Raw genomic sequence first — 15,063 nt, forward strand, 5'->3', positions numbered from 1 at the left:
CGGTCAGTACGCAGGGTCGACCTCGTGGAGCAGCCCTGTGGTGACGTCGAACACAAAGCCGCGGACGTCGTCGGTGTGCACCAGGAACGGGGAGGTGCGCACGCGCTGCATCGACTGACGGACGTCCTGCTCGACGTCCCGGAAGGCCTCCACCGCCCACGCCGGGCGCTGACCCACCTCCATCTCCAGTTCGTGCCGGAATTCCTCGGTCAGGGTCTCCAGACCACAGCCGGTGTGGTGGATGAGGACGATGCTGCGGGTGCCCAGCGCCCGCTGGCTGATGGTGAGGGACCGTATGGTGTCGTCGGTGACCACTCCGCCCGCGTTGCGGATGGTGTGGCAGTCGCCGAGCTCCAGGCCGAGCGCGGCGTGCAGGTCGAGCCGGGCGTCCATGCAGGCGACCACGGCCACCTGGAGGACGGGATGGGCATCCATGCCCGGGTCGGTGAAGTCGGCGGCGTACTTCCGGTTGGCCTCGACGAGGCGGTCGATGACCGTACCGCCCGAGCGAGCGGTCCGGTCCGCGGGAAGGGGCGCAGATGTCGACATGATTCGACCGTAATCGGTTACCACAGGTCAGGCGTGGTTGTGAGGTCGGGCAAAGGTGGTCAACGCACCCGAATGTGAGGTAGCCCACACGGGTGGCGACCTGCCGAACCCGGGGGGTGGAACGCGGATGCGCGGCGCGCAGGGCCGGTTGATTGACCAGGGGGACTAGTGGACTAAAGTGACGCGAAGTGGGAGGCGTGATGCTCCCCTCGGAACCGAATCCCCCCGCGTGCGCGGCGCGTACGTACGGCTTCGGCCTCCTCCCGCTCCCCGGCCGGCTGACGCCTCTTCCCCGGCGCCAGCAGGCCACTTCCCCTTCAGAGCGGGCGGGGACCAGGTGGTACGTGCGTCCGGCGCGCCGGACCTGAGAGGGCGCCGATGCAAGGGCGACACGTCCCGGTGATGCTCCAGCGGTGCCTGGACCTGTTGGCCCCCGCTCTCGCCCAGCCCGGTGCGGTGGTCGTCGACTGCACGCTCGGCCTCGGCGGACACAGCGAAGCCCTCCTGAACACCTTCCCCGCCGCCCGCCTCATCGGACTCGACCGCGACCCCATGGCGCTGAAGCACGCGGCCGAGCGACTGGCGCCCTACGGCGATCGAGCGACCCTGGTCCAGGCCGTCTACGACGAGCTGCCCGACGTCCTGGGGCGCCTGGGCGTCCCGCGCGTCCAGGGCGTCCTCTTCGATCTCGGCGTCTCGTCGATGCAGCTGGACGAGGTCGAGCGCGGTTTCGCGTACGCCCAGGACGCCCCGCTGGACATGCGGATGGACCAGACGACCGGCGTCAGCGCGGCCGAGGTCCTCAACACGTACCCGCCTGGTGAACTCGTGCGCATCCTGCGCACTTACGGCGAGGAGAAGTTCGCCAAGAAGATCGTGGAGGCGATCGTCCGCGAGCGCGCGAAGGAACCGTTCAGCACCAGTGCCCGCCTGGTCCAGCTGATCCGCGAGGCGCTCCCGCAGGCCGCCAAGCGCACCGGTGGCAACCCCGCCAAACGGACCTTCCAGGCGCTGCGCATCGAAGTCAACGGGGAGCTGGCGGTCCTGGAGCGGGCGGTGCCCGCCGCCGTCGCCGCGCTCGCCGTCGGCGGGCGGATCGTCGTCCTCTCCTACCACTCGCTGGAGGACCGGCTCGTCAAGCACATCTTCGCGGAAGGGGCGACGAGCACCGCGCCGCCCGGGCTGCCCGTCGTCCCGGAGCGCTACCAGCCACGGTTGAAGCTGCTCACCCGCGGCGCCGAGTTGCCCACGGACGAAGAGATCGCCGAGAACCGGCGCGCCGCCCCGGCCCGGTTGCGCGGCGCGCAGCGCATCCGGGAGGACGCCACATGAGGCGGGCCGTCCGCGGCAGGGCCGCCCGGCTGGCCCGGCTGGTGCCGGCCCGGTCGGCCACAGCCGCGCGGACCCCCTTCGTGCTGCTGATCGTGCTGCTTCTCGGCAGTGGGCTCATCGCGCTGCTGCTGCTCAACTCCGCGCTGAACCAAGGGTCGTTCAAGCTGAGCAGGCTGAAGAAGCAGACCACCGAGCTGACCGACCAGCAGCAGACGCTGCAGCAGGAAGTCGACGCGTACTCCGCACCGGACGCGCTGGAGCAGCGGGCTCGGGAGCTCGGGATGGTGCCCGGCGGAAGCCCCAGGTTCCTCGACCCGCACGGTACGGTCCGCGGGGGGACGCCCGTATCGCCGGGGTCGGTGCCGTGAGGCCCTCGCCGCATAGCCCCTGCCGTCGCGCAGAGCCGCTCCGCCCCACCTCCCCGGAGGCCGCCGCATGACCCCGCCTCAGGAGCCGCCGCCCCACGGGCGCGTGCCTCGACCTGCCACGGCCCGCGCGGGCGCGCAGCGCTCGCGCGCAGCTGGTGGGGTGCGCCCCAGACGCCCGCCCAGCGCCGCCGGCCAGATCCGCCTCGCCGCCCACCGCCCGCGCCTCCGGCTCGTCAGCCTCGGCCTCACCCTGGTGCTGATCGCCTTCGTCGTCCGGCTTCTTCAGGTGCAGGCCGTGGACGCGAGCGCGTACGCGGCCAAGGGGGACCTCCACCGGTACGTGACCCACACGCTCGCGGCCGAGCGGGGCGCGATCAACGACCGGTCCGGCATCGCCCTCGCCACCACCGTGGACGCGTACGACATCACCGCCGACCCGTTCCTCTTCACCCCTCAGCAGACCGAGACGCCCGACGCTCCCCGCCAGGCCGCCGCCCTTCTCGCGCCCATCCTGGGCAAGGGCGAGACGGAGCTCGCCGACAAGCTCTCCCGCCGGGACACCCGCTACGTGCAGCTGGCCCGCCAGCAGTCCCCGCAGGTCTGGAACCAGATCAACGATCTGAAGCGGGCCTTCGCCAAGAAGGCGGAGAAGGACAGGGGCGCCAACGTCCTCGCCGGCGTCTTCCAGGAGCCGCACAGCAAACGGGTCTACCCGAACAAGGACCTCGCCGCCGGTGTGCTCGGCTTCGTCAACGCCGCGGGCAAGGGCGGCGGAGGCCTCGAAGCCCAGCTCGACAAGCGGCTCGCCGGCAAGGACGGCAAGATCACGTACGCCCAGTCCGGCGGCCGTCAGGTGCCCACCATCGGCACGCAGGAGCATCCCGCGGTGCCCGGCTCCGACGTCGAGCTCACCCTCGACCGCGACATCCAGTGGGCAGCCCAGAAGGCGATCAGCGAGCAGGTGCAGGAGTCCGCGGCCGACCGCGGCTACGTCATCGTGCAAGACACCCGAACCGGCGAGATCCTGGCCATGGCCAACGCCCCCGGCTTCGATCCGGGCGATCTCTCGTCGGCGGCGGACACCACGCTCGGCAACGCCGCGCTCCAGGACGCGTACGAGCCGGGCAGCACCAGCAAGGTGATGTCCATGGCCGCCGTACTGGAGGAGGGTGTGGCAACCCCCGGCACCCATGTCGTCGTCCCCAACCGGCTGCACCGCGCCGATCGGCTCTTCGCCGACGACGCCGACCACCCCACCCTGCAACTGACCCTCAACGGCGTACTCGCCAAGTCCAGCAACATCGGCACGATCCTCGCCGTCGAGCAGCTGGGGAAGACCAAGCAGGAGACCAACCGGATCCTCCACTCCTATCTGCGGAAGTTCGGCATCGGGGAGCGGACCGGCCTCGGCTTCCCCGGAGAGACCCGGGGCATCCTGGCACCGTCCGCGGAGTGGAGCGCCTCCCAGCAGTACACGATCCCGTTCGGCCAGGGCCTGTCCCTCAACGCCGTCCAGGCGGCCTCCGTCTACTCGACCATCGCGGCGGGCGGCGAGCGCGTCGAGCCGACACTGGTCCGCGGCACTCGCGGACCAGACGGCCACTTCGTCCCGGCTCCCGCCCCCTCCAGGACCCGCGTCATCAGCGAGCGGACCGCGAAGACGCTCACCGCCATGCTGGAGTCGGTCGTCGACGACGAGGAGGGGACGGGCACGAAGGCCCGCATCCCCGGCTACCGGGTCGCGGGGAAGACCGGCACCTCCAACCGGGTGGATCCGGACACCGGCCGCTACCAGGGCTACACTGCCTCCTTCGCCGGCTTCGCGCCCGCCGACCAGCCGCGGATCACCGTCTACTGCGCGGTGCAGAACCCGACCCGAGGCAGCTACTTCGGAGGCCAGGTCTGCGGCCCGGTGCACAAGAAGGTGATGGAGTTCGCTCTGAAGACCCTCCAGGTACCCCCGACCGGCGAGAAGCCCGCCCGGCTTCCGGTCACCTTCTAGTGAGGCGAACCCGTGACGACCACCACCCCCGCCCCCGGCAACCGGAACGCCGCTCCCCCCTTGTTTCGCGGCGTGCCCGGTGAGCCGGGTACGCTCACGGCCGTGCCCCATGCTGATCAGTCCCCAAGCACCCCGCAGGATGTCTCCGTGACCTACCCGGGAGCGCCCCGACCGGACCGGGTCCATCCGACACCCCTGTCGGCGCTGGCGGATCAGCTCGGCATCAAGACCCCGGAAGCGGCCGCGGACGCCGCGGTCACCGGCATCACCCACGACTCGCGCGCCGTACGCCCCGGCGATGTCTACGCGGCGCTGCCCGGTGCCCGCTTCCACGGCGCCGACTTCGCCGCCCAGGCCGCCGACCTCGGCGCCACAGCGATCCTGACCGACCCCGCCGGCGCCGACCGGGCCGCCGCCACCGGCCTGCCGGTCCTCGTCGTGGACGACCCGCGCGGCCGGATGGGAGCCCTGGCCGCCGCGATCTACGGCGACCCGGGCCGCGACCTGCTGCAGATCGGCATCACCGGCACCTCGGGCAAGACCACCACCGCCTACCTCATCGAGGGAGGACTCAGGGCAGCGGAGGAACGGCGCGCGGCATCCGTCGAGGAGGGCACCGGGCCGGAGGAGCCGGGCCCCGGCGGCGCTGAGCCCCGGGGGAGAACCAGGGCGCTCACCGGCCTCATCGGCACCGTCGAGTCGCGGATCGGCGACGAACGGATCAAGAGCGAGCGGACCACTCCAGAGGCCACCGACCTCCAGGCCCTCTTCGCGGTGATGCGTGAGCGCGGCGTCCGCTCGGTCGCCATGGAGGTCTCCAGCCACGCCCTGGTCCTCGGCCGGGTCGACGGCACGGTCTTCGACGTCGCCGTGTTCAACAACCTCAGCCCCGAGCACCTCGATTTCCACCCGGACATGGAGGACTACTTCGCGGCCAAGTCGCAGCTGTTCACCTCGCTGCGCTGCCGCGCCGGGGTCGTCAACCTCGACGACGAGTACGGCAAGCGCCTGGCCCAGGAGTCCGAGGTCCCCGTCACCACCTTCTCCGCCGAGGGACACCCCGACGCCGACTGGTGTGCCGCGGACGTCGAGGTCGGCCCGCTCGGCTCGACCTTCACCGCCGTCGGCCCGGCCGGCGAGACCGTACGCGCCGCGGCTCCGCTGCCCGGCCCGTTCAACGTCGCCAACGCCCTCGCCGCCATCACCGCCCTGGTCGTCGCCGGGATCGACCCGCAGACCGCCGCCGACGGCGTCGCCGCCGTCCCGGGCGTGCCCGGCCGCCTGGAGCGGGTGGACGCGGGCCAGCCGTACCTCGCCGTCGTCGACTACGCCCACAAGCCCGACGCCGTCGAGTCCGTGCTGCGCGCCTTGCGCAAGGTCACCGAGGGCAGGCTGCACGCCGTCCTCGGCTGCGGTGGCGACCGCGACCCGCACAAGCGCGGCCCGATGGGCGCCGCGCTCGCCCGCCTCACCGACACCGCCGTGCTGACCTCCGACAATCCCCGCTCCGAGGACCCGCTCGCGATCCTCGCCGCGATGCTCGCCGGCGCCGCCGAGGTGCCCACGCACGAGCGCGGCACCGTGCTCATCGAGGAGGACCGGGCCGCCGCGATCGCCGCGGCCGTCGCCCGCGCCGAGCCCGGCGATACCGTCCTCATTGCGGGCAAAGGCCATGAACAGGGACAGGACATCGCCGGGGTGGTACGACCCTTCGACGACCGCCAGGTGTTGCGCGAGGCCATCGAACGCCGACGCGCCCATCGCGCCGGAGCCGCTGAGTCAGCCGCTGATCAGTCCAGTGGGGACCCGGAGACCAGCGAAGAGCACCCGCCGGCCGCGAACCGCCGGAACGACCAGGAATGACGGACCGCCATGCGCGCATACGCCTCCACCAGGCACCTCTGCCGCCCCGCCGGGGGTGACCGGTGATCGCCCTCTCCCTCGCCGAGATCGCCGACATCGTCTCGGGGCAGCCGCACGACATACCGGACCCCGCCCTCCGGGTCACCGGACCCGTCGTGATCGACTCCCGCGAGGTACGGCCCGGCAGCCTCTTCGCCGCGTTCCGCGGAGAGCGGGTCGATGGCCATGACTTCGCCCGGCGCGCCGTCGAGGCGGGTGCGGCAGCGGTACTGGCCGCCCGCCCCGTCGGCGTTCCCGCCATCGTGGTGGACGATGTCGAAGCCGCCCTCGGCGCCCTCGCCCGGGCCGTCGTGGAGCGCCTCGGCAGCACCGTCGTCGCCCTCACCGGCTCGTCCGGCAAGACCAGCACCAAGGACCTCATCGCCCAGCTGCTGGAGCGGATCGGGCCCACCGTCTGGCCGCCCGGCTCCCTGAACAACGAGATCGGCCTCCCGCTCACCGCGCTGCGCGCCGACGCCGGCACCCGGCACCTCGTCCTGGAGATGGGCGCCCGCGGCCTCGGCCACATCCGCTACCTCGCCGGGCTCACCCCGCCCCGGATCGGCGTCGTGCTCAACGTCGGCACCGCGCACATCGGCGAGTTCGGCGGCCGCGAGCAGATCGCCGAGACCAAGGGGGAGTTGGCCGAGGTGCTGCCCGCCGCGGACGAGGGCGGCGTGGCCGTGCTCAACGCCGACGACCCGCTCGTACGCGCCATGGCCGGCCGTACGAAGGCCCGCACCGTCCTCTTCGGCGAGGCCGAGGACGCCGACATCCGCGCCGAGGACGTTCATCTCACCGAAGCCGGACAGCCGTCTTTCACGCTTCGAACGCCCTCCGGGTGCAGCGCGGTGACCATGCGCCTGTACGGTGAGCACCACGTGTCGAACGCGCTCGCCGCGGCCGCCGTCGCTCATGAGTTGGGCATGCCCACCCACGAGATCGCCCAGGCGCTCTCCGAGGCGGGTCAGCTCTCCCGCTGGCGGATGGAGGTCACCGAGCGCTCGGACGGCGTGACGGTCGTCAACGACGCCTACAACGCGAACCCCGACTCCATGCGAGCCGCGCTGCGCGCACTGGTCGCGATGGGACGAGCCACGCGGGCACAAGGGGGTCGTACGTGGGCGGTCCTCGGCCTGATGGCCGAGCTCGGCGACGAGTCGCTCGCCGAGCACGACGCCGTCGGACGGCTCGCCGTCCGGCTCAACGTCAGCAAGCTCGTGGCGGTCGGTGGCCGGGAGGCGGCCTGGCTGGACATGGGCGCCAAGAACGAGGGTTCGTGGGGTGAGGAGTCGGTGCACGTGTCCGACGCGGAGGCGGCGATCGACCTATTGCGCAGCGAGCTGCGCCCGGGCGACGTCGTGCTGGTGAAGGCATCCAGGGCCGTGGGCCTGGAGCGGGTCGCGCAGGCGCTGCAGGACGGCGCGGGCGAGGGTGAGGTCGCCGGTCGATGAGGCAGATCCTCTTCTCCGGAGTCATCGGGCTCTTCCTGACCCTGGTCGGCACCCCGCTGCTGATCCGCCTGCTGGCGCGCAAGGGATACGGGCAGTACATCCGCGACGACGGCCCGCGGGACCACCACAGCAAGCGCGGCACCCCGACCATGGGTGGTATCGCCTTCATCCTCGCCACGCTGATCGCGTACGTTCTGACGAAGGTCATCACCAGCTCGGACCCGACCTTCTCCGGTGTGCTGGTGCTGTTCCTGATGGCGGGGATGGGACTGGTCGGCTTCCTCGACGACTACATCAAGATCGTCAAGCAGCGGAGCCTGGGCCTGCGCGCCAAGGCGAAGATGGCCGGCCAGCTCATCGTCGGCACCGCCTTCGCGATCCTGTCGCTCAACTTCGCCGACGCGCGCGGCCAGACCCCGGCCTCCGACAGGCTGTCCTTCACCCAGGACTTCGGCTGGTACCTCGGCCCGGTGGTCTTCACGATCTGGGCGCTGTTCATGATCCTTGCGATGTCGAACGGGGTGAACCTCACCGACGGCCTCGACGGTCTCGCCACCGGCGCCTCCGTGATGGTCTTCGGCGCGTACACCTTCATCGGCGTGTGGCAGCACCAGGAGTCCTGCGCCAACGCCCAGACCCTGACCAACCCCGGGGCGTGCTTCGAGCTCCGGGATCCGCTCGACCTCGCCGTCGTCGCCTCCGGTCTGATGGGCGCCTGCTTCGGCTTCCTGTGGTGGAACACCTCACCCGCCAAGATCTTCATGGGCGACACCGGTTCGCTGGCCCTCGGCGGCGCACTCGCGGGCCTGGCGATCTGCTCCCGTACGGAGCTGCTGCTCGCGCTCCTCGGCGGCCTCTTCGTCCTGATCACCATGTCCGTGGTGATCCAGGTCGGCTCCTTCCGGCTCACCGGGAAGCGGGTCTTCCGGATGGCGCCCCTGCAGCACCACTTCGAGCTCAAAGGCTGGACAGAAGTGCTGGTCGTGGTCAGATTCTGGATCATTCAGGGCATGTGTGTGATCGTGGGTCTCGGTCTCTTCTACGCAGGCTGGGCAGCTGACAAGTGATCTGGACAGGGAAGCGGGTCACCGTCGCCGGCCTCGGCGTCTCGGGGGTCCCCGCCGCACGGGTGCTGCGGGACCTCGGCGCCGAGGTGACCGTCGTCAACGACGGCGACGACGAGCGCGCACGCCTGCAGGCGGCCGAGCTGGAGGCCCGGGGAATCACGGTGCGCCTCGGCGACGGGGCGACACTGCCCAAGGGCACCGAGCTGATCGTCACCACGCCGGGGTGGAAGCCCGACAAGCCACTCTTCGCGGCGGCTGCCGAGGCAGGCGTTCCGGTCTGGGGCGACGTCGAGCTGGCCTGGCAGCTGCGCGGCCCCGAGGCCGCCCCCTGGCTCGCGGTCACCGGCACCAACGGCAAGACCACCACCGTCCAGATGCTGGCCACCATCCTGGAGGCCGCGGGACTGCGGACCGCCGCCGTCGGCAACATCGGCGTCTCGCTGCTGGACGTCGTGCTGTCGGAGCAGCCGTACGACGTCCTCGCCGTCGAGCTCTCCAGCTACCAGCTGCACTGGGCGCCCTCGGTACGAGCCCACTCCGCCGCCGTCCTCAACCTCGCGCCCGACCACCTCGACTGGCACGGCTCGATGCAGGCGTACGCCGCGGACAAGGGCCGGATCTACCACGGCAACCAGGTCGCCTGCGTCTACAACGTCGCCGACCCCGCCACCGAGGAACTGGTGCGCGCGGCCGACGTCGAGGAGGGCTGCCGGGCCATCGGCTTCACCCTCGGCACCCCCGGCCCCTCCCAACTCGGCGTCGTCGAGGGCATCCTCGTCGACCGGGCGTTCGTCCATAACCGGTATCAGAACGCCCAGGAGCTCGCCGAGGTCTCCGACGTGAACCCTCCGGCGCCGCACAACATCGCCAACGCCCTCGCCGCGGCGGCCCTCGCCCGCGCCTTCGGCGTCGAGCCGAAGGCGGTACGCGACGGGCTGCGCGCCTTCCGCCCCGACGCACACCGCATCGCGCATGTCGCGGACGTCGACGGGATCAGCTACGTCGACGACTCCAAGGCCACCAACACCCACGCCACCGAAGCCTCCCTCGCCTCCTACGAGCACATCGTGTGGATCGCCGGCGGCCTCGCCAAGGGCGCCACCTTCGACGACCTCGTCCAGAAGTCGGCCGAGCGGCTCCGCGGCGCCGTGCTCATCGGAGCCGACCGGGCCCTGATCCGCGAAGCGCTCGCGCGACACGCCCCGGATGTCCCGGTCGTGGACCTCGACCGGACCGACACTGAGGCGATGGCCGCGGCGGTGCGGGAGGCGACGCGGCTCGCGCAGCCGGGAGACACCGTCCTGCTGGCCCCGGCCTGCGCCTCGATGGACATGTTCGTCAACTACGGCAAGCGCGGCGACGCTTTCGCGGAAGCCGTACGAGACCTCGAGGCCGCCGGGGGACAGGAGCAGTAGCCGGACCGTCCCCGTGGCGATGCAGCGATCCGGCCGCACCACACCACAGGAGGGACATGACGGCCCGGACGGCGAGACCGGCGGCGCTGCGCCCCAAGGGCCGCGGTGCCCCCGGCCAGCAACCTCAGCGCCGGAGCCCGGCGAACGCCCTGAGCCGGCTGCACACCCGCGCCCGGCGCGCCTGGGACCGGCCGCTGACCGCGTACTACCTGATCCTCGGCGGCAGCCTGCTGCTCACCGTGCTCGGTCTGGTGATGGTGTACTCGGCGTCGATGATCCAGGCTCTCCAGTCGGGCCTGGCTCCCACGTACTACTTCCGCAAGCAGCTCGTCGCGGCGGTCCTCGGCACGGGCCTGCTGCTGCTCGCCTCCCGGCTGTCCATCCGGGCCCACCGGATGCTCGCCTACCCGCTGCTCGCTGTCTCCGTCTTTCTGATGGCCCTCGTGCAGGTGCCCGGGATAGGGCACACGGTCAACGGGAACACCAACTGGCTCCAGCTCGGCGGCCCGTTCCAGCTCCAGCCCAGCGAGTTCGGCAAGCTCGCGCTCGTCCTGTGGGGCGCCGACCTGCTGGCGCGCAAGCAGGACAAGCGACTCCTGACCCAGTGGAAACATCTGCTCGTCCCGCTGGTGCCGGCGGCCTTCATACTGCTCGGGCTGATCATGCTCGGCGGCGACATGGGCACCGCGATCATCCTCACGGCGATCCTCTTCGGGCTGCTCTGGCTGGCCGGCGCCCCCACCCGGCTCTTCGCGGGTGTGCTGGGCTTCGCCGCCCTGCTCGGTCTGTTGCTGATCAGGATCAGCCCCACCCGGATGGCCAGGCTCGGCTGCCTCGGTGCCACCGAACCGGGGCCGGACGACCAGTGCTGGCAGGCGGTGCACGGGATCTATGCCCTTGCCAACGGCGGATGGTTCGGCTCGGGGCTCGGAGCGAGCGTGGAAAAATGGGGTGAACTGCCGGAACCGCATACCGACTTCATCTTCGCCGTGACCGGGGAGGAACTCGGCCTCGCGGGGACGCTGTCGGTCCTCGCCCTCTTCGCGGCTCTAGGCTATGCGGGTATCCGCGTGTCCGGACGCACGGAGGACCCCTTCGTGAGGTACGCAGCGGGAGGTGTGACCACGTGGATCACGGCCCAGGCCGTGATCAACATCGGTGCGGTGCTCGGTCTGCTGCCGATCGCCGGCGTCCCCCTCCCGCTGTTCTCCTACGGAGGCTCCGCCCTGCTGCCGACCATGTTCGCCATCGGGCTGCTGATCGCCTTCGCGCGAGCCGAGCCCGCTGCCCGGGCGGCCCTGGCCATGCGGCAGCCTGCTTTGTGGAAGAAGCTGGCTGGGGTGAGAAGGAAGACGATGCGACGGCTCGCTGGGAGGCGGCCGTCCGGAGAGCGGTGAATTTCGGTGCATGTCGTACTCGCCGGTGGGGGGACCGCCGGCCACATCGAGCCCGCGCTCGCCCTCGCGGACGCCCTGCGCAGGCAGGACCCGACCGTGGGGATCACGGCCCTCGGGACGGAGCGTGGCCTCGAGACCCGGCTCGTACCCGAGCGGGGCTACGAACTGGGGCTGATCCCGGCCGTACCGCTGCCGCGCAAGCCCACACCGGAGCTGATCACTGTCCCCGGCCGGCTGCGCGGCACCATCAAGGCCACGGAGCAGATCCTGGAGCGCACCAAGGCCGACTGCGTGGTCGGCTTCGGAGGCTATGTCGCGCTGCCCGCCTATCTGGCTGCCAAGCGGCTCGGTGTGCCGATCATCGTCCATGAGGCCAACGCCCGCCCCGGCCTCGCCAACAAGATCGGTTCCCGTTACGCCAAGTACGTGGCCGTGAGCACCCCGGACAGCAAGCTCCGCAACGCCCGCTACGTCGGCATCCCGCTGCGCCGCTCCATCGCGACCCTCGACCGGGCCGCGGTCCGCCAGGAGGCCCGCGCCGCCTTCGGGCTCGACCCCAACCTCCCGACCCTGCTGGTCTCCGGCGGCTCGCAGGGCGCCCGCCGGCTGAACGAGGTCGTCCAGGCCGTCGCCCCCCTGTTGCAGCGCTCCGGCGTGCAGGTCCTCCACGTGGTCGGCCCCAAGAATGAATTGCCCGAAGTGGACAACATGCCGGGCATGCCCCCGTATATCCCGGTACCGTACGTGGATCGGATGGACCTCGCGTACGCCGCGGCCGACATGATGCTCTGCCGTGCGGGCGCGATGACCGTCGCCGAGCTGTCCGCGGTCGGCCTCCCGGCCGCGTACGTTCCGCTGCCGATCGGTAACGGCGAGCAGCGGCTCAACGCCCAACCGGTGGTCAAGGCGGGCGGTGGCCTGCTGGTCGACGACGCCGACTTGACCCCCGAGTGGGTGCGGGGCCATGTGCTTCCGGTGCTCGCCGATCCGCACCGGCTGTACGAGATGTCCCGCGCCGCCGCGGAGTTCGGGCGCCGGGACGCCGACGAACTGCTGGTCGGCATGGTGTACGAGGCGATCGCCGCGCGCCACCAGGCGTAGGGCTGAGCCGGCCGGGGGGCCCGGGGTGCCCCCGGCCTCTCCCCGTGCGGTCGCCGGATGGGGGTGGCCGGGCCCCCACCGCGGAGGGCCGGACCCGGCCGGAAGGAGAGTAGGGAGCGTGGCCGAACCCACGACCGCTCGGCGCGGTGCGGAGAAGCTGTCCCCCGGCTCCCCTTATCGGCAGGGTGAGCCCGACTCCGGTCGGCCCCGGCCCGTCCGGCGCGGGCGCGGCTTTCTCCGTCGGCTCCGTTCGGTGCGGTTCAGCCCTCCTCGGCTCAGGCGCCCAAGCCGTCGCACTGTGATCTTCGTACTGCTGGCCGTCGCGTTGCTGGGTGCGGCCGGCGTCTATGTCCTCTATGGATCGGCATGGGCGCGGGTGGAAAAGGTGCACGCGAGTGGCACCCGGGTTCTCACGCCCCGCCAGGTCGTCGAAGCGGCGGGGGTGCCGCGGAATGCCCCGCTCATTTCCGTCGACACGGAGGTCGTCGCCGCCCGGGTCCGAGAGAAACTGCCGAGGGTCGCCACCGCGGAAGTGGTACGGGTCTGGCCGAACGAGATCGGTCTGAAAGTGACCGAGAGAAAACCGGAAGTGCTGCTCAAAAAGGGCGGAAAGTTCATCGAAGTGGACGCGCACGGAGTGCGGTTCGCGACGCTGGACAGGGCCCACCGGGGCGTTCCGATCCTGGAATTGGACGCCGACCAGTCGCCGAGCATGCGGCGATTCGGAGCGGCCCGGCTGGAGCGGGAGGGAGTACGCGTCTCCGCGGGCCTCCCTTCGGTGATTCGCCAGGACACCCTGGTCGTCCGGGTGCGTTCGTACGACTCCATCACGCTCGACCTGACAGGTGGTCGGACGGTGATGTGGGGGAGCAGTGAGCGGGGCGGCGCGAAGGCGCGGACACTCCTCGCACTGATGAAAACCGAGCGGGACGCCGACCACTTCGATGTGAGTGCTCCCAGCGCCCCTGCGTTGACGGGGAGTTGACGCACGACGCGCCAGGCCAGCACCCTGGTTGGCCGGGGAATGTGTGATCACATAGGGTGAAAAGAAAAACGGGAGGGTTCGGCGTGTTCGTTGAACGCGCAGCACTTGTCGACTTAGTGTCTCGTTCGAAGACTCCATAGGGCAGACAACACTGGTAACCCTAAACTTCACCTTTAGGGTTCGGGTCGGCGTGACCGTCCCAATCGGCATCAGTCCGCGTACCGCACACCTGGTATGCGGACACGTAACTCGAGGCGAGAGGCCTTCGACGTGGCAGCACCGCAGAACTACCTCGCAGTCATCAAGGTCGTCGGTATCGGCGGCGGTGGCGTCAACGCCATCAACCGGATGATCGAGGTCGGTCTCAAGGGCGTCGAGTTCATCGCAATCAACACCGATGCACAAGCCCTGCTGATGAGCGACGCCGACGTCAAGCTCGACGTCGGCCGGGAGCTCACCCGCGGTCTGGGCGCCGGCGCCAACCCCGACGTCGGCCGGAAGGCCGCCGAGGACCACCGCGAGGAGATCGAAGAGGTCCTCAAGGGTGCGGACATGGTCTTCGTCACCGCGGGCGAAGGGGGCGGAACCGGCACCGGTGGCGCACCGGTGGTGGCCAACATCGCGCGCTCGCTGGGCGCACTCACGATCGGCGTGGTCACCCGGCCGTTCACCTTCGAGGGCCGGCGCCGTGCGAACCAGGCCGAGGACGGGATCGCCGCGCTGCGCGACGAGGTCGACACCCTCATCGTGATCCCCAACGACCGGCTGCTGTCCATCTCCGACCGGCAGGTGAGCGTGCTCGATGCGTTCAAGTCGGCGGACCAGGTGCTGCTGTCCGGTGTCCAGGGCATCACCGACCTCATCACCACCCCGGGCCTGATCAACCTCGACTTCGCCGACGTCAAGTCCGTGATGTCCGAAGCCGGATCGGCGCTCATGGGCATCGGCTCGGCGCGTGGCGACGACCGCGCGGTCGCGGCGGCCGAGATGGCCATCTCCTCGCCGCTGCTCGAGGCGTCCATCGACGGTGCCCGGGGCGTGCTCCTCTCCATCTCCGGCGGCTCGGACCTCGGTCTCTTCGAGATCAATGAGGCCGCCCAGTTGGTGAGCGAGGCCGCACACCCCGAGGCGAACATCATCTTCGGTGCGGTGATCGACGACGCGCTCGGCGACGAGGTGCGGGTCACCGTCATCGCGGCCGGTTTCGACGGCGGACAGCCGCCGTCGAAGAACCGCGACAAGGTGCTCGGTTCGTCCGGCGCCCGTGACGAGCCCTACGGCCGCACCCCTTCCGCAGCCGAGACCGGCCGCCCCTCCTTCGGCGGACTGGGCACCGTCGCCCCGGCCTCCGAGCGGGAGGAAGACCTGGAGCGCCCGGAGGCGGCCCCGGTCGGCGACGTCTCCCCGGTCTCCCCGCCCCAGGTGCCCTCGGCCCGTCCGTACCAGGACAGCCAGGCCGAGGAGCTGGACGTCCCCGACTTCCTGAAGTAA

At 71.0% G+C, this 15,063-nt stretch carries 12 protein-coding genes; 11 read left to right on the forward strand and 1 reads right to left on the reverse strand.

Annotated elements, in window-relative coordinates; translation table 11 throughout:
- Positions 1-3: 3 nt before the first annotated feature.
- Complete coding sequence (locus tag ACTWQI_RS09725; protein ID WP_443269373.1) at positions 4-549, reverse strand: beta-class carbonic anhydrase; 546 nt, start codon at positions 547-549, stop codon at positions 4-6.
- A 378-nt stretch (positions 550-927) separates the two neighbouring features.
- Between ACTWQI_RS09725 and rsmH the strand changes: the two genes are divergently transcribed.
- From rsmH to ftsZ, 11 genes are all read left to right on the forward strand, one after another.
- Complete coding sequence (gene rsmH, locus ACTWQI_RS09730) at positions 928-1,881, forward strand: 16S rRNA (cytosine(1402)-N(4))-methyltransferase RsmH (protein WP_443269374.1); 954 nt, start codon at positions 928-930, stop codon at positions 1,879-1,881.
- The gene (locus ACTWQI_RS09735; RefSeq protein WP_443269375.1) at positions 1,878-2,249 is read left to right on the forward strand and encodes a septum formation initiator family protein; all 372 of its coding nucleotides are present in this window, start codon (positions 1,878-1,880) and stop codon (positions 2,247-2,249) included. The genes rsmH and ACTWQI_RS09735 overlap by 4 nt, the downstream gene beginning before the upstream one ends.
- A 67-nt stretch (positions 2,250-2,316) precedes the next feature.
- The gene (locus tag ACTWQI_RS09740; protein ID WP_443269376.1) at positions 2,317-4,251 is read left to right on the forward strand and encodes a peptidoglycan D,D-transpeptidase FtsI family protein; all 1,935 of its coding nucleotides are present in this window, start codon (positions 2,317-2,319) and stop codon (positions 4,249-4,251) included.
- Between the two features lie 12 nt (positions 4,252-4,263).
- Positions 4,264-6,114, forward strand: a complete 1,851-nt coding sequence (locus ACTWQI_RS09745) for a UDP-N-acetylmuramoyl-L-alanyl-D-glutamate--2,6-diaminopimelate ligase (RefSeq protein WP_443269377.1) — start codon at positions 4,264-4,266, stop codon at positions 6,112-6,114.
- Positions 6,115-6,176: 62 nt separating this feature from the next.
- The gene (locus tag ACTWQI_RS09750; protein ID WP_443269378.1) at positions 6,177-7,607 is read left to right on the forward strand and encodes a UDP-N-acetylmuramoyl-tripeptide--D-alanyl-D-alanine ligase; all 1,431 of its coding nucleotides are present in this window, start codon (positions 6,177-6,179) and stop codon (positions 7,605-7,607) included.
- On the forward strand, positions 7,604-8,674 hold the full coding sequence (gene mraY / locus ACTWQI_RS09755; protein WP_443269379.1) for a phospho-N-acetylmuramoyl-pentapeptide-transferase: 1,071 nt from the start codon (positions 7,604-7,606) through the stop codon (positions 8,672-8,674). Before ACTWQI_RS09750 ends, mraY begins: the two co-directional genes overlap by 4 nt.
- On the forward strand, positions 8,671-10,089 hold the full coding sequence (murD, locus tag ACTWQI_RS09760; RefSeq protein ID WP_443269380.1) for a UDP-N-acetylmuramoyl-L-alanine--D-glutamate ligase: 1,419 nt from the start codon (positions 8,671-8,673) through the stop codon (positions 10,087-10,089). The genes mraY and murD overlap by 4 nt, the downstream gene beginning before the upstream one ends.
- Positions 10,090-10,145: 56 nt before the next feature.
- Positions 10,146-11,486 (forward strand): putative lipid II flippase FtsW, encoded by a 1,341-nt coding sequence (gene ftsW / locus ACTWQI_RS09765; protein WP_443269381.1) that lies wholly within the window; start codon positions 10,146-10,148, stop codon positions 11,484-11,486.
- A gap of 6 nt (positions 11,487-11,492) precedes the next feature.
- Positions 11,493-12,587, forward strand: coding sequence for an undecaprenyldiphospho-muramoylpentapeptide beta-N-acetylglucosaminyltransferase (gene murG / locus ACTWQI_RS09770; RefSeq protein ID WP_443269382.1), 1,095 nt, complete (start codon positions 11,493-11,495; stop codon positions 12,585-12,587).
- A gap of 118 nt (positions 12,588-12,705) precedes the next feature.
- On the forward strand, positions 12,706-13,572 hold the full coding sequence (locus tag ACTWQI_RS09775; protein WP_443269383.1) for a cell division protein FtsQ/DivIB: 867 nt from the start codon (positions 12,706-12,708) through the stop codon (positions 13,570-13,572).
- A 270-nt stretch (positions 13,573-13,842) separates the two neighbouring features.
- Positions 13,843-15,063, forward strand: coding sequence for a cell division protein FtsZ (gene ftsZ / locus ACTWQI_RS09780; protein ID WP_443269384.1), 1,221 nt, complete (start codon positions 13,843-13,845; stop codon positions 15,061-15,063).

Source organism: Streptomyces sp. KR80 (genome assembly GCF_052245555.1).
In the GTDB taxonomy this organism is placed as follows: Bacteria; Actinomycetota; Actinomycetes; order Streptomycetales; family Streptomycetaceae; genus Streptomyces.

What these genes read in the sequence shown, in the direction of transcription:
- ACTWQI_RS09740 (WP_443269376.1), top strand. Translation starts at nt 2,317, where the DNA reads ATGACCCCGCCTCAGGAGCCGCCGCCCCACGGGCGCGTGCCTCGACCT.
- rsmH (WP_443269374.1), top strand. Translation starts at nt 928, where the DNA reads ATGCAAGGGCGACACGTCCCGGTGATGCTCCAGCGGTGCCTGGACCTG.
- ACTWQI_RS09725 (WP_443269373.1), bottom strand. Translation starts at nt 549, where the DNA reads ATGTCGACATCTGCGCCCCTTCCCGCGGACCGGACCGCTCGCTCGGGC.
- mraY (WP_443269379.1), top strand. Translation starts at nt 7,604, where the DNA reads ATGAGGCAGATCCTCTTCTCCGGAGTCATCGGGCTCTTCCTGACCCTG.
- ftsW (WP_443269381.1), top strand. Translation starts at nt 10,146, where the DNA reads ATGACGGCCCGGACGGCGAGACCGGCGGCGCTGCGCCCCAAGGGCCGC.
- ACTWQI_RS09735 (WP_443269375.1), top strand. Translation starts at nt 1,878, where the DNA reads ATGAGGCGGGCCGTCCGCGGCAGGGCCGCCCGGCTGGCCCGGCTGGTG.